The following is a 16,568-nucleotide window of genomic DNA, read 5'->3' on the forward strand; positions in this document are numbered from 1 at the left end:
AGCCTGACAACGTTGTCCAGGCCCTATGCTCGACGCCATATCCTCATACAGACCCAGGACCTACGCACCCCGTGGACCACAGGACAGGACACCGCACCGTGCCCCAGACCAACCTCCGATCCGCCACGCGCTACGGCACCCGGCCGACCATGAAGGACGTCGCGGCACGTGCCGGGGTCGGACTCAAGACGGTCTCCCGCGTCGTGAACGGCGAGCCGGGCGTGACGCCGGAGACGGAGCGGCGTGTCCAGGAGGCGATCGACGCGCTCGGTTTCCGCCGCAACGACAGCGCGCGGGTGCTGCGCAAGGGCCGTACGGCGAGCATCGGTCTGGTCCTGGAGGACCTCGCGGACCCCTTCTACGGTCCGCTGAGCCGGTCGGTCGAGGAGGTGGCCCGCGCGCACGGCGCGCTGCTGATCAACGGCTCCAGCGCGGAGGACCCGGACCGCGAGCAGGAGCTGGTGCTGGCCCTGTGCGCACGGCGGGTGGACGGGCTGGTGGTGATCCCGGCCGGTGACGACCACCGGTATCTGGAGCCGGAGCTCAGGGCGGGTGTCGCCACGGTGTTCGTGGACCGGCCGGCCGGGCACATCGACGCCGACGTGGTCCTGTCGGACAACTTCGGCGGAGCCCGGGACGGCGTCGCCCACCTCATCGCGCACGGGCACCGCCGGATCGGCTTCATCGGCGACATGCCCCGCATCCACACCGCCGCCGAGCGGCTGCGCGGTTACCGGGCCGCGATGGAGGACGCCGGCATACCGGTGGCGGACTCCTGGATGTCCCTCGGTGTCACCGACCCCGAGCGGGTGCGCAGGGCCGCCGAGGAGATGCTGTCCGGCCGGGCCCCGGTCACCGCGATCTTCGCGGCCAACAACCGGGTGACGGTCACCGTGATCCGCGTCCTCGCCGAGCAGTCCCGCCGTGTCGCCCTGGTCGGCTTCGACGACATCGAGCTCGCCGACCTGCTCCAGCCGGGAGTCACGGTCGTCGCCCAGGACGCGGCGGCCATCGGCCGTACCGCCGCTGAACGCCTCTTCCGGCAGCTGGACGGCACCCTCGTCACCCCCGAACGCATCGAGCTGCCGACCCGGCTGATCACCCGCGGCTCGGGCGAACTTCCCCCGGCGGACTGAGCGGCCCATGGAACATACGGAGCATATGGAGCACCTCACCGATCGCACCCTGCGAGCACTCGGCCTGGCCGAGGCCCCGCGCGAGCACCCCCTGCTCTACCCGGGCGCGTGGCCCGCCGACTCCGGGCTCCTCGACGGGGACCGCTTCCTGCCGCTGGACCGGCTCGCACACGAGGACCGCACACCGGTTCTCGCCATCGGCTCGAACGCCTGCCCAGGGCAACTGCGGCACAAGATGGAGGAGTTCGGGATCATGTCGCCGATCCCGATGGTGAAGGCCCGAGTGACGGGCGTCGACGCCGGTGTGTCGGCGCATGTGAGCCGTATGGGGTATGTGTCGGCCTCGCCGGTCAGCGCGCCCGACACCGTACGGGAGTTGTTCGTCATCTGGCTCGACGCCGAGCAGCTCGCCGTGATCGACGCGAGCGAGGGCGTGCCGGTGCCGGCCGGCAACTACGACCGTGCCTGGCTGCCCTCGCCCGACGTGCGTATCGATCTCGCGGACGGCACCCGCCTGCCCGGCGCGTACGCGTACGTCAACCGGCACGGCGTCCTGCACGACGGCACCGGCGTGCCGCGTACCCACCCGGGCCAGCGGGTGCTGCTCACCGAGCTGCTCGTCGGCCTGCCGCGCTTCCGGGAGCTGTTCGGCGTCGTGCCCGAGGAGTTCTGCGCACGGGCCCGCTCCGACCGGCGGCTGTGCGAGCGGGGCACACGGCTGTTCGTCGAGGAGAAGCTGGTGACGGCCTCCGGGCTGGAGCGGTACGCGGCGGCGTCGCTGCGCGCTCAGCAGACCGGGAGCCCGGGGACGGGCGCGTCGTTGTCGCCGCCCTTGACGTAGACGTCGCTGACCCAGACATCCGCGTTGCCGCTGTCGTCGTCGGTCTTGGCCCACCAGACGTTGGTCCACTCGCCGTACGTCTCGCGGCGGCCCAGATTCTGCTGGCAGTAGAAGTAGTTGGTGCCCGACTTGAGGATGCCGACCTTGGTGCCGGAGGCGGTGTAGGAGTCGGCGGTCTTCCAGACCTGGCAGTTGTACTTGCCGCCGCCGATGGCGTGGCAGACCGGTGCCGGAGCGGTGGTTCCGCCGCCTGTCGTACCGCCGTCGCCGGAACCGCCAGTGGTGGTGCCGCCGCCGGAGGTGCCGCCGCCCGACGTCCCGCCGCTCGTGTCGCCGGTGGTGCCACCGGAGGACTTCGCCGGGGCCGAGGCGGATGGCCGGCCGGAGGACTCGGGCTCCTTCTTGTCCTCGGCTTTCTCGGAAGGGGACTTGCCCTCCTCGTCGCCCTGTGGGGTCGGCCTCTGCTCGTTCGAGCCGTCGTCGGTGCGGCCGGGCTCGGAGGAGGCCGCCGCGTCCACGCCGGCGGCGTCGGTCCGGTTGCCCGGGTCCGTGCCGTCCGAGCCTCTGAGCAGGGCGACCGTGGTGCCGGCCGCTGCGAGGACGACCGTGACGGCCGCGGCGGCGAGCAGGGCGCGGGTCTTCTTGCGGCGGGAGGCGGGGCTGGAGTTCATCGGACCGGTCGGGGAGGTGCTGCCCGGGTCGGCCGGGCCGAAGCCCTGGGTGCCGGGGCCCGAGGCCTGTGCGGCGGGACCCGGGCCTTGCGGTTCTGACACCTGCGGGCCGGGGCCCGAGGCCTGAAGGCCGGCGTTCGGGCTTTGCGGGCCGGGGACTGGCTGTGCCGGTCGGCCGGCGCCCGGCCCGTCATGGTCGCCCGCTCCCGGTGCCCCAGCGACCCCGAAGGCCGCTGCCGGGCCGAATCCGGGCGTGCCCTGGCTCTCGTGCGGCCCGGCAGCGTCCGGCCGTACCTGCTGCGGTGGCCCGAATCCCGGCGGTACCGACGGGACACTGCGCTCCGTCTCAGGGCGCGGGGTCGGGGTCGGGGCCGCAGGGCCTCGGAGCAGGGACGTCGGCGTGTCCGTGCCGCCCGTGTCCGCCACCGTCCGGAGCATCTCGCGGGCCTGTTCCGCCTCCGGGCGGCCCTCGGGGCGCTTGTCCATCAGCTGCTGGAGGACGGGGGCGAGAGGGCCGGCGCGACGGGGCTCGGGCAGCGGCTCGGTGACGATCGCGGTGAGCGTCGAGAACGTGGACGTACGGCGGAAGGGCGAGGAACCCTCGACGGCCGCGTACAACGTGGCACCGAGGGCCCAGATGTCGGAGGCGGGGCCCGGGACGGCGCCCTGGGCCCGCTCGGGGGCCAGGTAGTCGAGGGAGCCGATGAGTTCGCCGCTGCGGGTGAGGTGCGTGGCCGAACCGTCGCCCGGGTCGTCCATGGTGGCGATGCCGAAGTCGGTGAGGACGACCCGGCCCGAGCGGTCGAGCAGGATGTTGCCGGGCTTCACGTCACGGTGCAGGACGCCGACACGGTGGGCGGCGGCCAGCGCGTCCATGACCTCGGCGCCGATCCCGGCCGCCTCGCGCGCGTCCAGCGGGCCGCGGTCGCGCAGTACGTCGTCCAGGGACGGCCCGTCGACCAGCTCCATGACGATGAGCGGGCGACCGTCGACCTCGGCGATGTCGTGCACGGCGATGACGCCGGTGTGGCGCACCCGGGCCGCCGCACGCGCCTCGCGCTGCATCCGCACTCGCAGATCGGCCAGTTCGGGCCCGGCCGCGTCGGTGAAGGTGCGGAGCTCCTTGACGGCCACCTCACGGCCGAGGACCTCGTCGACGGCCTTCCAGACGACGCCCATGCCGCCGCGCCCCAGCTGGGCCGTGACGCGATAACGGCCTGCCAGCAGCCGACCGGCCCCGTCCGCCTGCCCGTACTCCCCCGTTGACACCGCTGCCCCGTTCCTCTGACCCCACCGGATTCACTGACACGTCCGCACGTGGCGCACAGACTACGGGGCGGCGGTGACGACGACAGCCGGTGGTGACGGCTGTGACAGTGCCGGTACGTGGGGCAGAACCGGGAACGGTCTTGGGCGCACTGGTCCCCGGCGCGCTCAACCCCAGGGCGGCGACACGCATCCTGTGCGTGGTCCGACCCACCTGGCCAGTTCCCTGCGCGACCTCCAGGTGGGCCCCGCAAGCCGAGCATCACACGATCGAGCCAATTCGACCTTGTGCACGCCCTCCCGGCAGCAACTGCCGGCCCTCGGCGAGCCGTCAGGCGGACGCCGTCAGGTCCCCCCGCCGGGGCACCGCGAAGCTCTCCAGGTCGGCGCGGGTCAGGCCGGTCAGCCGGGCGACCTCCCCGATGTCGAGGGCGCCGCAGTCCAGGCCGCGCAGCAGATAGCCGCTGAGGGCCTTGGCGGTGGCGGGTTCGTCCATGACGTCGCCGCCGGTGCGGTTGGCGTAGCGGGCGAGACGGGCGGCGGCCTGCTCGAAGCCCTCGCGGTAGAAGGCGAAGACGGCCGCGTAGCGGGTGGGGATGTGGCCGGGGTGCATGTCCCAGCCCTGGTAGTAGGCGCGGGCCAGGGCGCGGCGGGTGAGACCGTAGTGCAGGCGCCAAGCGGCGTGCACCTTCTCGGTGGGGCCGATGGGCAGGACGTTGGTGGAGCCGTCCGAGACGCGGACGCCGGTGCCGGCCGCGGCGACCTGCATGACGGCCTTGGCGTGGTCGGCGGCCGGGTGGTCGCTGGCCTGGTGGGCGGCGGAGACGCCGAGACAGGCGCTGTAGTCGAAGGTGCCGTAGTGCAGTCCGGTGGCACGGCCCTCGGCGGCCTGGATCATGCGGGCGACGGTGGCGGTGCCGTCGGCGGCGAGGATGGACTGGCTGGTCTCGATCTGGATCTCGAAGCCGATCCGGCCGGGCTCCAGCCCGTGCGTCTTCTCGAAGGCGTCCAACAGCCGCGCCATGGCGGTGACCTGCTCGGCGTAGGTCACCTTCGGCAGGGTGAGGACCAGCCCGCCGGGCAGGCCGCCGGCCTCCATCAGGCCGGTGAGGAAGATGTCGAGGGTGCGGATGCCCCGGTCGCGTACGGGCGCCTCCATGCATTTCATTCGGATGCCCATGTACGGGGCCGCGGTGCCGTCCGCGTACGCCTCGGCGATCAGCCGGGCGGCGCGGGCGGCGGCCTCGTCCTCCTCGGCGTCGGGGCGGTTGCCGTAGCCGTCCTCGAAGTCGACGCGCAGGTCCTCGATCGGCTCGCGCTCCAGTTTGGCGCGCACGCGCGCGTGGACGGGCTCGGCGAGTTCGTCGGAGAGACCGAGGACGGCGGCGAAGGACGCGGCGTCCGGGGCGTGTTCGTCGAGGGCGGCCAGGGCACGGTCGCCCCAGGAGCGGAGGGTGTCGGCGGCGAAGACGTCGCCGGGGACGTAGACGGTGTGGACGGGCTGGCGGGTGCCGGGGTCTCCGGGGTAGCGGCGCTCCAGTTCGGCGTCGACCGGCGCGAGGGAGGCGCTGATCTCCTCGCTGACGGCGCCCGCGAGGCTCGTCGCCACCTTCTCCTGCTGGCCGTGACCCATTCCGAGACCCTCCTGTTTTCCGCTTTACGGAATCAACAATCCGTATAGCGAAGTTATCGGCCGACCTTCGGCCTGGTCAACACCGTCTTGAAGTGGGATTCCCCATCCTCCACCCTTGGTCACTGCCGACCCGCCGTCTTCTTCCGTATTCAGAAGGCAAGCTTCATCCTGACGTGCAAGGGGAGGGAGACCACGTGCCGAACGAGGTCGGAGTGACGCGCCGCCACGGGCTCAAGGCGGCGGCCGCCGCCGCCATCGCAGGACCGCTGCTCACCACGGCGGGCCCCACACAGCCCGCTTCCGCCGGCGAGCACCCGGGTGCCCTGAACGTCATGACGTTCAACGTGCGCTTCGCGACCGTCGTCGACGAGACACCGCGCTGGGCCGTGCGCCGACCGGTGATGCGAGAACTGCTGCGCCGCGAGCGACCGCATGTCATCGGCACCCAGGAAGGGCTCTACCAGCAGCTGCGCATGATCGAGACAGATCTCGGCGGGCACTACGACTGGATCGGCACCGGACGTGGGGGCGGCAGCAAGGACGAGTTCATGGCGATCTTCTACGACACGCGCAGACTCGACCCGATCGAGTTCGATCACTTCTGGCTGTCCGACACCCCGAACACGATCGCCTCGAACACCTGGGGCGCGGACTGGCTGCGCATGGTGACCTGGGTCCGTTTCGCCGATCTCACCGACGGGGGACGGGAGTTCTACGTCCTCAACACCCACCTTGACAGCGTCAGCCAGTACGCCCGGGAACGCTCGGCGGGGCTCATCGGCGAGACGATCGCCGGGTGGGACCGGTCATTACCGGTCATCGTCACCGGCGACTTCAACGCGGACGCCCACGACAACCGGGTGCACGACCTGATGCTGGACATCGGACTGGTGGACGCCTGGGACGCGGCGGCCTCGCGGGGTCCGGCGTACGGGACACACCACGGCTACCGGGGGCTCAGGCCCGGCGGGCGGCGCATCGACTGGATCCTCACCACGCCCGGGGTGACCACGCACTGGGCCGGGATGAACACCTTCAGCGCGGACGGCACCTATCCGAGCGACCATCTGCCGGTGCAGGCCTCGATGACCCTGGGATGAGAAGAGGCCCCCCTGACCGGCGTGGGTCACGGGGGGCCTGCTGCGGCCGGGAGGCGATCAGCCCTTGCGGGTCTTGATCTCCTCGGTCAGGGCCGGGACGACGTCGAACAGGTCGCCGACCACGCCGTAGTCGACCAGGTCGAAGATCGGGGCCTCGGCGTCCTTGTTGATCGCCACGATCGTCTTCGAGGTCTGCATACCGGCGCGGTGCTGGATCGCGCCCGAGATACCCGAGGCGATGTACAGCTGCGGGGAAACGGACTTGCCGGTCTGGCCGACCTGGTTGGTGTGCGGGTACCAGCCGGCGTCCACCGCGGCACGCGAGGCACCCACGGCCGCGCCGAGCGAGTCGGCGAGCGCCTCGATGATCGCGAAGTTCTCCGCGCCGTTGACGCCACGGCCACCGGAGACCACGATCGCGGCCTCGGTCAGCTCCGGACGCCCGGTCGACTCACGCGGCGTACGGCCGGTGACCTTGGTGCCGGTGGCCTTGTCGGAGAAGGTCACGGACAGCGCCTCGACCGCACCCGCGGCCGGAGCGGCCTCCACGGCTGCCGAGTTCGGCTTGACCGTGATGACCGGGGTGCCCTTGGAGATGCGGGACTTGGTGGTGAAGGACGCGGCGAACACCGACTGGGTGGCCACCGGGCCCTCGTCGCCGGCCTCCAGGTCGACGGCGTCGGTGATGATGCCCGAGCCCAGACGCAGCGCCAGACGGGCGGCGATCTCCTTGCCCTCGGCGGAGGACGGCACCAGCACGGCGGCCGGGGACACCTCGGCAACCGCGGCCTGGAGGGCGTCCACCTTCGGTACGACCAGGTAATCGGCGTACTCGGCGGCCTCGTGCGTGAGCACCTTGACCGCGCCGTGCTCGGCGAGCGTGGCGGCGGTGTCGGCGGCGCCGTTGCCCAACGCGACGGCGACCGGCTCGCCGATGCGGCGGGCCAGGGTCAGCAGCTCCAGGGTGGGCTTGCGGACGGCGCCGTCCACGTGGTCGACGTAGACGAGAACTTCAGCCATGGGACTTCTTCTCTCCTGCTTGCGAAAGATGAGGGGCGGTCAGCGAATACCGGGCTCAGATGAACTTCTGGCCCGCGAGGAACTCAGCGAGCTGCTTGCCGCCCTCGCCCTCGTCCTTGACGATCGTGCCCGCGGTACGGGCCGGGCGCTCGGCCGCACTGTCGACCGTGGTGTAGGCGCCCTCCAGACCGACCTCCTCGGCCTCGATGTCGAGGTCGGACAGGTCCCAGGACTGAACCGGCTTCTTCTTGGCCGCCATGATGCCCTTGAAGGACGGGTAACGCGCCTCGCCCGACTGGTCGGTGACCGACACGACCGCCGGCAGGGACGCCTCCAGGTTCTCGGAGGCGGCGTCGCCGTCGCGGCGGCCCTTGACCGTGCCGTCCTCGACCGAGACCTCGGAGAGCAGGGTCACCTGCGGCACGCCCAGACGCTCGGCGAGCAGCGCGGGCACGACGCCCATGGTGCCGTCGGTGGAGGCCATGCCGGAGATCACCAGGTCGTAGCCGGCCTTCTCGATGGCCTTGGCCAGGACCAGGGAGGTGCCGATGGCGTCGGTGCCGTGGATGTCGTCGTCCTCGACGTGGATCGCCTTGTCGGCGCCCATGGACAGCGCCTTGCGCAGGGCGTCCTTGGCGTCCTCGGGGCCCACCGTCAGAACGGTGATCTCCACGTCGTCGTCGGAGTTCTCGGAGATCTGCAGCGCCTGCTCGACCGCGTACTCGTCGAGCTCGGAGAGCAGACCGTCCACGTCGTCCCGGTCGACGGTCAGGTCATCGGCGAAGTGCCGGTCGCCAGTGGCGTCGGGCACGTACTTCACAGTGACAACGATCCTCAAGCTCACGCCGGCTCTCCTACTGCATCGTCATTTCCATGCTGCCTACTTGCAGGCAGCATAGGCGCCTCAAGCGGCCGATCCCGGTCGGGGCGACCCACGCTCCGAGCGAAATATTACTCGTCAGTACACCTAGTTCGTTCCCGCTAAGCAAGCGCTTTGAACTGTGACCTTCGCAACGCAGCGTAACCGGAACTCGACGGTCCCGCAGCCCGGGGGCACGCGGATCAGTCGCGCAGGCGATTGAAACGTCCCTGGTGGTAGAGGAGCGGTCGGCCGGTGCCCGTGGGGTCGCCGTGCACGACCTCCGCGATCACGATCCGGTGGTCTCCGGCGGGCACGCGTGCGACGACCCGGCCCACCAGCCAGGCCAGCACGCCGTCGAGCACGGGGACTCCCTCGGGCCCCTCCCGCCAGGCGGTGGGCGGCGCGAAACGGTCGGCTCCGCTGCGGGCGAAGGTGGCGGCCAGCTCCTGCTGGTGCTCGCCGAGGATGTGGACGCCGACATGGTCGGCCGCCGCGATCGCGGGCCAGCTCGAGGAGCCGGTGCCGACGCCGAAGGACAGCATGGGCGGCTCGGCGGAGACGGAGGCGAGGGAGGTGGCGGTGAAGCCCACCGGACCGGCGTCGCCACGAGCGGTGACCACGGCGACCCCCGCCGCATGCCGCCGGAAGACCGAGCGCAGGAGGTCGGTCGTGGCGAGAAGGTCCGCAGGCATGGGGTCAGGCTGACGATAAGCGGTACGCGCAGTCAAGTTCGTTCCGTGAGGTGCGAGATGACTCACTGACGGGGTCGCCTCCCTCACACCGCCTCCCCCAGCGCGGCGATCACATCGGCCTTGCGCGGCTGGCCGGTGGCCCGCCGCACCACCCGGCCGTCGGCGTCGAGGACCAGCACGGTCGGGGTCTTGAGGATGTCCAGCCGTCGTACGAGGTCCAGGTGGGCCTCGGCGTCGATCTCGACGTGGGTCACGCCCGGGACCATGCCGGCGACCTCGCCGAGAACCCGCCGGGTCGCCCGGCAGGGTGCGCAGAACGCGCTGGAGAACTGCACGAGCGTGGCCCGTTCGCCCAGTTCCGTGCCCAGCTCGGCCGCGTCCAGCCGCTTGCCGTCGTCCCGCCCGCGCACCCGCACTCTCCCGCTCCGCCGCCGTAGCAGCACTCCGTAGGCGCTCGCCGCCGCGAGCGCCAGCACGCACACCACCAGTCCGGTCATCACCTGCTGCAAGCGTTCACGAGACCGCAAAGATTCCCGCCCTCCCCACGGGTCCGTACTACGGAATGCTTGGTTCCCATGGACATCGATGCAAGAGGGCCGCGTTTCGGCGCGGCCGTGACGACCGTCGTACTGGCGGTCGTTCTGGTCACCGGGAGCGCGTGGCTGCTGGCCTGGCAGACGCTGGCGTTCCTGCTGGGCGCGGCGGGCGGGGCGACCCGGTCGCCGTACGGCCTGCTGTTCCGGAAGGCCGTACGGCCGCGGCTCGGGCCGCCGACCGCGTTCGAGGCGCCCGAACCGCCGCGTTTCGCCCAGGCGGTGGGGCTGGTTTTCGCCGGACTCGGGCTCGTCGGCTTCACCCTGGGACCCGGCTGGCTGGGGCTCGCGGCAACCGGCGCCGCACTCGCGGCCGCCTTCCTGAACGCCGTGTTCGGGTACTGCCTGGGGTGCGAGATGTACCTGCTCGTACGGCGGGTGACGGCACGCACGAAGTAATACGGACGTAAAAGCACGAGGTGGGGTCAGGGTGGTGACGTGACGAGAATCTCGTCGACTGCGGGCACGAGGACTGGCTACCCGGCCGTTCTTCGGGCACGATCTGCGACAAGCCGTAAACCTACGGCTGCGTAACTTGTCCGCTGGGAATCCCTTCCCAGGCAGAGCAGGAAGGGTCCGAACCGCCCATGGCAGAGCTCGTCTACCGTCCCGTCGTCGGTTTCGCCCGCACGCTGTTCAAGGCGTGGGACCTCAAGATCGACTGTCAGGGTTCGGAGAACATCCCGCGCTCGGGCGGCGCCGTGCTGGTGAGCAACCACATCAGCTACCTGGACTTCGTCTTCAACGGCCTGGCGGCGCTGCCGCAGAAACGCCTCGTGCGCTTCATGGCGAAGGAGTCCGTCTTCCGCCACAAGATCTCGGGCCCGCTGATGCGCGGGATGAAGCACATCCCCGTGGACCGCAAGCAGGGCGAGGCGGCCTACGCGCACGCCCTGGACTCACTGCGGTCGGGCGAGATCGTCGGGGTCTTCCCGGAGGCGACCATCTCGCAGTCGTTCACGCTGAAGAGCTTCAAGTCGGGCGCCGCGCGCCTGGCTCAGGAGGCCGGCGTCCCGCTGATCCCGATGGCGGTGTGGGGCACGCAGCGGCTGTGGACCAAGGGCCACCCGCGCAACTTCAAGCGCAGCCACATCCCCATCACGATCCGCGTCGGCGAGGCGATCGAGGCCTCCCGCGACAAGTACGCGGGCGCGATCACGCGTCAGGTGCGCGAGCGCGTCCAGGAACTCCTCGAGGCCGCCCAGCGCGCCTACCCCGTACGCCCGAAGGGCCCGGAGGACACCTGGTGGATGCCGGCCCACCTCGGCGGCACGGCCCCGACGCCGGAGCAGGTGCGGGAGGCCGAGGCGCGCTGACACCCGGGGCGGCCGGCCCGGGTTCAGGTCCTGCTTCAGAGTGTGCTGGGGAGTGTCCTCCACAAGTGGGGCCGGTCGTCGGCCGATGTGAGGGTGTCGAGTACGACCGGGTGAGGCGCGGCATACAGGACCGGACAGTCCGTCTCACCGGATGCCGGATCGGGCGTGAAGGCGAGCCGCTCGCCGTCGAGGGAGAACTGCGCGTCCACGCCCGGCTTGTTGCCCCGGGGGTCCTGCCGGTGCCATGCGCCGTTGAACCGCACGGCGACCAAACCGTGCACCACGTCCAGCTTCTGGTAGCACAACGCGGTCGGGATGTCCTCGGCCCGTAGCAGCGCCGCGAGCGCGTGGGCTTTGGCGTAGCAGATGCCGGTGCGCTGTTCCAGGACATCGGAGGCACGCCAGGTGACGCGGAGATCGCCGGAATCCTGGGAGTGCGGGATGGTGTCGCGCACGAATTCAAACGCCGCCCGCGCATACCCATACGAGTTCGCCACACCCCTGGCCAGCTCGGCCGCAGTCTCGCGAACGAGTGGATGGTGATGGTCTATCGCCTCGCCAGCGGCCAAGTAGGCGGAAAGGTCGGGGGTTTCCTGGATCAGCTGCATGCAGGCAGAGCATAGGGACGAGATCACTCCTGGGTCAATTCATTTCCGCCTCAACGCATACTTATGCACTCGATGGGGAGAACGGCTGAACACCGCCGCAACCACCCGCCCCGCCACAACCCTTCCCCCGCGCCACCGGTCTCGGCCCCCGCAGATCCGTGACAAGGGGGAAGACATGAAGGACCCACACCGCCTGCTCGGCGCCGCGCTCGTGAGTTGCGCCCTGGCGGCGGCCGGAGTCGGGGCCGCGCCCGCGTACGCCCAGGAGAACCAGCTGTGGATCAGCGCGCCCTACGAGACGGTGCTGCCGGGCGCGGACGCGGACGGCGGCGCGCGCGAGCGCAGCCTGGTCGTGCAGGTCAGTCGTGACGTCGCCGACGACAGGGTGCCGGCCGGGCGACTGACCGTCGACATCAGCGAGATCGCCTCTTTCGCGCGGGTGTCGTGGCCCGCGAACTGCGAGCCCGAGTCGGAGGCCAGGGCGGTCTGCGACTTCCCCGGGATGCCCGCCGGGACGGAGAGCGTGCCGGCCGCCACGTTCGGGCTGCGCGCGCTGCCCGGAGCGGACGTCAGCGCCTCGGGGCACGTGCGCTACGCGGCCGTCGCCGGAGAGGCGACGTCCCACCCGGCCGAGACCCGGGTCGGCGTGGGTAACGGGCCGGACCTCGGGCTCAGTCAGGCCGACGACCAGCGCGACCTCAGGCCGGGCTCCAAGACGAGCGTACGGGCGACGCTGTCCAACAGCGGCAACCGCACCGCGGAGCGCACACTGCTGTGGCTCAACGCCTCGTACGGGTTGCGCTTCGAGGAGCGGCACGCCAACTGCGAGTACCGGGAGCACCACACCGGTACGTCCGCCCTGTGCGTGCTGGACGAGGCGGTGGCGCCCGGGCAGGAGTACGCGCTGAACACCGGTCTCGGCGTGGGCCGGAAGGCGCTGTACGAGCGGTTCGACCACTCCGTCCATCCGTACTCCGACGACGCGCTGGAGGAGATGCGCGGCGACTGGACGTGGACCCGGGGCACGGGCGCCGAGCTGGACCCGCGTCCCGTGGCCCCCGCCAGGGCCGCGGCAGCGGACCCCGACATCGACCCGCAGGACAACTACCGGACCGTCATCCTCGACGCCCGGAACACCGCTGACCTGAGGCTCACCGGCAGCAGGGTGAGCGGGGCGGCCAGTGACACCGTGACCGCCCGGGTCACCGTGCACAACCGCGGTCCGGCCTGGGTGGCGTCGCTGGGTGCGGGCGCCGCCGTGGCGACGGTGCGGTTCCAGGCGCCGGAGGGCACCACGGTGATCGGGCTGCCGGAGGAGGACTGCTGGACCTCGCAGGACGGCGCGTCCCCCACGACCCACTACTGCAAGACGCCGATCTACCTGCACGAAAAGGCGTCGTACACCTTCGAGATCCCCTTGCGGATCGACCGTGTGGTGCGCGGCGCACGCACCACCGTCGCCACCGTCAACGACGATCCCGAGCTGAGCATCAGGAAGTTCGACCCGAACCTGCGCAACAACAGCGCGCGGATCGTCGTCGACTGACGGCGCCCACCAGGAGATGGCCTCAGCGGGCCATCTCCTCCTTCAGTGCCGCCACGAACGCGTCCACGTCCTCCTCGGTCGTGTCGAAGGCACACATCCAGCGGACGACGCCCGCGGCCTCGTCCCAGAAGTAGAAGCGGAACCGCTTCTGGAGGCGCTCGCTCACGTCGTGCGGCAGGCGGGCGAACACCGCGTTGGCCTGCACCGCGTAGAGGATCTCCACGCCGTGCACGGCGCGTACGCCTTCGGCGAGGCGCTGGGCCATCTCGTTGGAGTGGCGGGCGTTGCGCAGCCACAGGTCCCGGGCGAGCAGGGCCTCCAGCTGCACCGACACGAAGCGCATCTTGGAGGGGAGCTGCATGGACAGCTTGCGCAGGTGCTTCATGTGGCTGACGGCGTCCTGGTTGATCACCACGACCGCCTCGCCGAACAGGGCACCGTTCTTCGTGCCGCCCAGGGAGAGGATGTCCACGCCGGCCGCGTTCGCGAGCGTCCGCATCGGGACGTTCAGCGTGGCGGCGGCGTTGGCCAGCCGGGAGCCGTCCAGGTGCACCTTCATGCCGTGCGCGTGGGCGTGCTCGCACAGGGCGCGTATCTCGTCCGGCGTGTAGACCGTGCCCAGCTCGGTGGCCTGGGCGATGGAGACGACCTGCGGCATCGCGCGGTGCTCGTCGTCCCAGCCGTACGCCTGCCGGTCGATCAGCTCGGGCGTGAGCTTGCCGTCGGGCGTGGGCACGGTGAGCAGCTTCAGGCCGCCGACCCGCTCGGGCGCCCCGCACTCGTCGACGTTGATGTGCGCGCTCTCCGCGCAGATCACCGCACCCCAGCGGTCGGTGACCGCCTGGAGGGCGACGACGTTGGCGCCGGTGCCGTTGAAGACCGGGAAGGCCTCGGCCGTGGCCCCGAAGTGGCTGCGGACGACGCTCTGGAGGTTCTCGGTGTACGCGTCCTCGCCGTACGCGACCTGGTGTCCGCCGTTGGCCAGGGCCAGGGCGGCGAGGACCTCCGGGTGGACGCCGGCGTAGTTGTCGCTGGCGAAACCGCGGACCTCGGGGTCGTGATGGCGACGGGCGTCGGTCTTCGGCGGGTTCACGGCTTCTCGGTGAGCCACAGACGGTTTCCGTTCACTTCGGCGGCGGGCTTCTCCCAGACCCCGGTGATGGCCTCGGCCAGGTCCTTGACGTCGGTGAAGCCCGCGAACTTCGCGTTGGGTCGCTCGGCGCGCATCGCGTCGTGCACCAGTGCCTTCACCACCAGGATGGCAGCCGCCGAGGTCGGGCCCTCGGGGCCCCCGGCCTTGCGGAAGTAGTCGGCCATGGCCAGCGTCCACGCCTCGGCCGCCGCCTTGCCGGCGGCGTACGCCGCGTTGCCCGCGGTGGGCTTGCTGGCGCCCGCGGCGCTGATCAGCACGTACCGGCCGCGGTCGCTGCGCTGGAGCGCCTCGTGGAAGGCGAGGGACGTGTGCTGCACGGTGCGGACGAGCAGCATCTCCAGGAAGTCCCAGTCGTCGAGGCTGGTCCTGGTGAAGGTCTCGCTGCCGCGCCAGCCGCCGACGAGATGGACCAGGCCGTCGACGCGGCCGAAGTCCTTCTCGATGCGGGTGGCCCAGTCGTGGGTGGCCCGCAGGTCGAGCAGGTCGACCGTGTCACCGGTGACGGTGGCGCCGCCGGTCGCGTAGCTCGCCGCGTCCACGGCTTCCGCCAGCCGTTCCGGATCGTTGTCGGAGCCGATGACGGTCGCTCCCGCCTCGGCCAGCCTGAGCAGTGCGGCCCGGCCGGCGGGTCCTCCCGCTCCGGCCACCGCGATCACCGCGCCGCTGAGCGCCCCGTTCCCCGCCATGTTCTTCGCCTCCTGAGCAGTGTTCTCGCCTCGCCGATCGCTCACGCGGCGATCCGCTCGGCGCCGTCCGCCGTGATGCCCTTGGTGGAGGCGATCACGTTCTTCAGCTTCTTGGACAGTGCCTCATAGAACATGCTCAGCGGAAACTCGTCCGGAAGCACGTCATCGACGAGTTTCCGCGGCGGCTGCGTCACGTCCAGCGCGTCGGGGCCCTTGGCCCACTTCGAGCCCGGGTGCGGGGCGAGGTAGCTGGAGACGAGCTCGTACCCGGCGAACCAGTGGACGAGCTTGGGGCGGTCGATGCCGTCGCGGTACAGCTGCTCGATCTCGGCGCACAGCTGGTTGGTGACCTGCGGGGCGCGCTCCCAGTCGATGGAGAGCTTGTTGTCGGTCCAGCGGACGACATCGTGCTTGTGCAGGTAGGCGAAGAGGAGCTGGCCGCCGAGACCGTCGTAGTTGCGCACGCGCTCGCCGGTGACCGGGAAGCGGAACATGCGGTCGAAGAGGACCGCGACCTGCACGTCACGCGCCTGCGGCACGCCGTCCTGCGCGAGCTTCACGGCCTCCTTGAAGGCGGTGAGATCGCAGCGCAGCTCCTCCAGGCCGTACATCCAGAACGGCTGGCGCTGCTTGATCATGAACGGATCGAACGGCAGGTCGCCGTGGCTGTGGGTGCGGTCGTGGACCATGTCCCACAGGACGAACGCCTCCTCGCAGCGCTTCTGGTCGTGGACCATCGCGGCGACGTCCTCGGGCAGCTCCAGGCCGAGGATGTCGACGGCGGCGTCGGAGACGCGGCGGAAGCGGGCGGCCTCTCGGTCGCAGAAGATGCCGCCCCAGCTGAACCGCTCGGGGGCCTCGCGCACGGCGATGGTCTCGGGGAAGAGCACCGCGGAGTTGGTGTCGTAGCCCGCCGTGAAGTCCTCGAACTTGATGCCGCAGAACAGCGGGTTGTCGTAGCGGGTGCGCTCCAGTTCGGCCAGCCAGTCCGGCCAGACCATGCGCAATACGACCGCTTCGAGGTTGCGGTCCGGGTTGCCGTTCTGCGTGTACATCGGGAAGACGACCAGGTGCTGGAGGCCGTCCGCGCGGTTCGCGGCGGGCTGGAAGGCCAGCAGCGAGTCGAGGAAGTCGGGCACCTGGAAGCCGCCGTCGGCCCACCGGGTCAGGTCCTTGGCCAGCGCCTCGTGGTAGGCGCGGTCGTGCGGGAGCAGCGGGGAGAGCTCCAGGACCGCGTCCGTGACCTGGCGGACGGCGAGCTCGGCATCGGCCGGGTCGGGCGCGCCCTCGGCGTCGAAGTCGATCGACCCGTCCTTGGACTGCCATGGCCGGATCCGCTCCACGGCATCCTTGAGCACGGGCCATGCAGGGTGCTCCACCACCCTGACCACCGGAGGAACCCGCTCCTCCGAACCCACCTGCACAAGAATTTCCGTCATGTCACA

General features: G+C 70.9%; 16 protein-coding genes. 6 read left to right on the forward strand and 10 right to left on the reverse strand.

Annotated features, from left to right (window positions below):
- The first annotated feature begins 71 nt into the window (after positions 1 to 71).
- Together ACZ6TU_RS32945 and ACZ6TU_RS32950 are read left to right on the forward strand one after the other, a co-directional pair.
- Complete coding sequence (locus ACZ6TU_RS32945) at positions 72 to 1,136, forward strand: LacI family DNA-binding transcriptional regulator (protein WP_469552557.1); 1,065 nt, start codon at positions 72 to 74, stop codon at positions 1,134 to 1,136.
- 25 nt (positions 1,137 to 1,161) lie between these two features.
- On the forward strand, positions 1,162 to 1,977 hold the full coding sequence (locus tag ACZ6TU_RS32950; RefSeq protein ID WP_467678668.1) for a hypothetical protein: 816 nt from the start codon (positions 1,162 to 1,164) through the stop codon (positions 1,975 to 1,977).
- On the opposite strand, the gene ACZ6TU_RS32955 is transcribed toward ACZ6TU_RS32950, so the two are convergent.
- Both ACZ6TU_RS32955 and ACZ6TU_RS32960 read right to left on the reverse strand, forming a co-directional pair.
- The gene (locus ACZ6TU_RS32955) at positions 1,923 to 3,917 is read right to left on the reverse strand and encodes a serine/threonine-protein kinase (protein ID WP_469552559.1); all 1,995 of its coding nucleotides are present in this window, start codon (positions 3,915 to 3,917) and stop codon (positions 1,923 to 1,925) included. The genes ACZ6TU_RS32950 and ACZ6TU_RS32955 overlap by 55 nt on opposite strands.
- Before the next feature lie 328 nt (positions 3,918 to 4,245).
- Positions 4,246 to 5,547, reverse strand: coding sequence for a DUF6986 family protein (locus ACZ6TU_RS32960; RefSeq protein ID WP_467678380.1), 1,302 nt, complete (start codon positions 5,545 to 5,547; stop codon positions 4,246 to 4,248).
- A 194-nt stretch (positions 5,548 to 5,741) separates the two neighbouring features.
- Between ACZ6TU_RS32960 and ACZ6TU_RS32965 the strand changes: the two genes are divergently transcribed.
- A complete protein-coding gene (locus ACZ6TU_RS32965) occupies positions 5,742 to 6,647 on the forward strand; it encodes an endonuclease/exonuclease/phosphatase family protein (RefSeq protein ID WP_467678378.1) in 906 nt (301 codons plus the stop codon).
- 57 nt (positions 6,648 to 6,704) lie between these two features.
- Here ACZ6TU_RS32965 and ACZ6TU_RS32970 read toward each other — a convergent pair whose 3' ends face one another.
- From ACZ6TU_RS32970 to ACZ6TU_RS32985, 4 genes are all read right to left on the reverse strand, one after another.
- On the reverse strand, positions 6,705 to 7,667 hold the full coding sequence (locus ACZ6TU_RS32970) for an electron transfer flavoprotein subunit alpha/FixB family protein (protein WP_467678376.1): 963 nt from the start codon (positions 7,665 to 7,667) through the stop codon (positions 6,705 to 6,707).
- Between the two features lie 55 nt (positions 7,668 to 7,722).
- Positions 7,723 to 8,511, reverse strand: coding sequence for an electron transfer flavoprotein subunit beta/FixA family protein (locus ACZ6TU_RS32975; protein WP_467678374.1), 789 nt, complete (start codon positions 8,509 to 8,511; stop codon positions 7,723 to 7,725).
- Positions 8,512 to 8,729: 218 nt separating this feature from the next.
- Complete coding sequence (locus tag ACZ6TU_RS32980) at positions 8,730 to 9,221, reverse strand: flavin reductase family protein (RefSeq protein ID WP_469552561.1); 492 nt, start codon at positions 9,219 to 9,221, stop codon at positions 8,730 to 8,732.
- Positions 9,222 to 9,304: 83 nt separating this feature from the next.
- Positions 9,305 to 9,718, reverse strand: a complete 414-nt coding sequence (locus tag ACZ6TU_RS32985) for a thioredoxin family protein (RefSeq protein WP_469552633.1) — start codon at positions 9,716 to 9,718, stop codon at positions 9,305 to 9,307.
- A 78-nt stretch (positions 9,719 to 9,796) separates the two neighbouring features.
- Here ACZ6TU_RS32985 and ACZ6TU_RS32990 point away from each other — a divergent pair, with 78 nt between their 5' ends.
- Both ACZ6TU_RS32990 and ACZ6TU_RS32995 read left to right on the forward strand, forming a co-directional pair.
- On the forward strand, positions 9,797 to 10,213 hold the full coding sequence (locus ACZ6TU_RS32990) for a DUF4395 domain-containing protein (RefSeq protein ID WP_467678370.1): 417 nt from the start codon (positions 9,797 to 9,799) through the stop codon (positions 10,211 to 10,213).
- A gap of 188 nt (positions 10,214 to 10,401) precedes the next feature.
- Positions 10,402 to 11,130, forward strand: coding sequence for a lysophospholipid acyltransferase family protein (locus ACZ6TU_RS32995; RefSeq protein ID WP_467678368.1), 729 nt, complete (start codon positions 10,402 to 10,404; stop codon positions 11,128 to 11,130).
- 35 nt (positions 11,131 to 11,165) lie between these two features.
- On the opposite strand, the gene ACZ6TU_RS33000 is transcribed toward ACZ6TU_RS32995, so the two are convergent.
- A complete protein-coding gene (locus ACZ6TU_RS33000) occupies positions 11,166 to 11,738 on the reverse strand; it encodes a transglutaminase domain-containing protein (protein ID WP_469552564.1) in 573 nt (190 codons plus the stop codon).
- Between the two features lie 175 nt (positions 11,739 to 11,913).
- Here ACZ6TU_RS33000 and ACZ6TU_RS33005 point away from each other — a divergent pair, with 175 nt between their 5' ends.
- Complete coding sequence (locus ACZ6TU_RS33005) at positions 11,914 to 13,284, forward strand: hypothetical protein (protein ID WP_469552566.1); 1,371 nt, start codon at positions 11,914 to 11,916, stop codon at positions 13,282 to 13,284.
- A gap of 22 nt (positions 13,285 to 13,306) precedes the next feature.
- On the opposite strand, the gene ACZ6TU_RS33010 is transcribed toward ACZ6TU_RS33005, so the two are convergent.
- From ACZ6TU_RS33010 to ACZ6TU_RS33020, 3 genes are read right to left on the reverse strand one after another with little or no spacing between them, the layout of a single operon-like run.
- Positions 13,307 to 14,377 carry a threonine aldolase family protein gene (locus ACZ6TU_RS33010; protein ID WP_059416995.1) on the reverse strand — a complete coding sequence of 357 codons (1,071 nt, stop codon included), beginning with the start codon at positions 14,375 to 14,377 and terminating at the stop codon, positions 13,307 to 13,309.
- Positions 14,374 to 15,123, reverse strand: coding sequence for an SDR family NAD(P)-dependent oxidoreductase (locus tag ACZ6TU_RS33015; protein WP_467678664.1), 750 nt, complete (start codon positions 15,121 to 15,123; stop codon positions 14,374 to 14,376). Before ACZ6TU_RS33015 ends, ACZ6TU_RS33010 begins: the two co-directional genes overlap by 4 nt.
- Before the next feature lie 41 nt (positions 15,124 to 15,164).
- Positions 15,165 to 16,562, reverse strand: a complete 1,398-nt coding sequence (locus ACZ6TU_RS33020) for a DUF6421 family protein (protein WP_467678362.1) — start codon at positions 16,560 to 16,562, stop codon at positions 15,165 to 15,167.
- Positions 16,563 to 16,568: the final 6 nt, after the last annotated feature.

The organism is Streptomyces sp. NPDC052064 (genome assembly GCF_055585925.1).

Bases quoted from the DNA above. Each gene is read 5' to 3' on its own strand.
- ACZ6TU_RS32950 (WP_467678668.1), top strand. From the start codon at position 1,162: ATGGAGCACCTCACCGATCGCACCCTGCGAGCACTCGGCCTGGCCGAG.
- ACZ6TU_RS32960 (WP_467678380.1), bottom strand. From the start codon at position 5,547: ATGGGTCACGGCCAGCAGGAGAAGGTGGCGACGAGCCTCGCGGGCGCC.
- ACZ6TU_RS32970 (WP_467678376.1), bottom strand. From the start codon at position 7,667: ATGGCTGAAGTTCTCGTCTACGTCGACCACGTGGACGGCGCCGTCCGC.
- ACZ6TU_RS32980 (WP_469552561.1), bottom strand. From the start codon at position 9,221: ATGCCTGCGGACCTTCTCGCCACGACCGACCTCCTGCGCTCGGTCTTC.
- ACZ6TU_RS32985 (WP_469552633.1), bottom strand. From the start codon at position 9,718: ATGACCGGACTGGTGGTGTGCGTGCTGGCGCTCGCGGCGGCGAGCGCC.
- ACZ6TU_RS32990 (WP_467678370.1), top strand. From the start codon at position 9,797: ATGGACATCGATGCAAGAGGGCCGCGTTTCGGCGCGGCCGTGACGACC.
- ACZ6TU_RS32995 (WP_467678368.1), top strand. From the start codon at position 10,402: ATGGCAGAGCTCGTCTACCGTCCCGTCGTCGGTTTCGCCCGCACGCTG.
- ACZ6TU_RS33000 (WP_469552564.1), bottom strand. From the start codon at position 11,738: ATGCAGCTGATCCAGGAAACCCCCGACCTTTCCGCCTACTTGGCCGCT.
- ACZ6TU_RS33005 (WP_469552566.1), top strand. From the start codon at position 11,914: ATGAAGGACCCACACCGCCTGCTCGGCGCCGCGCTCGTGAGTTGCGCC.
- ACZ6TU_RS33015 (WP_467678664.1), bottom strand. From the start codon at position 15,123: ATGGCGGGGAACGGGGCGCTCAGCGGCGCGGTGATCGCGGTGGCCGGA.
- ACZ6TU_RS33020 (WP_467678362.1), bottom strand. From the start codon at position 16,562: ATGACGGAAATTCTTGTGCAGGTGGGTTCGGAGGAGCGGGTTCCTCCG.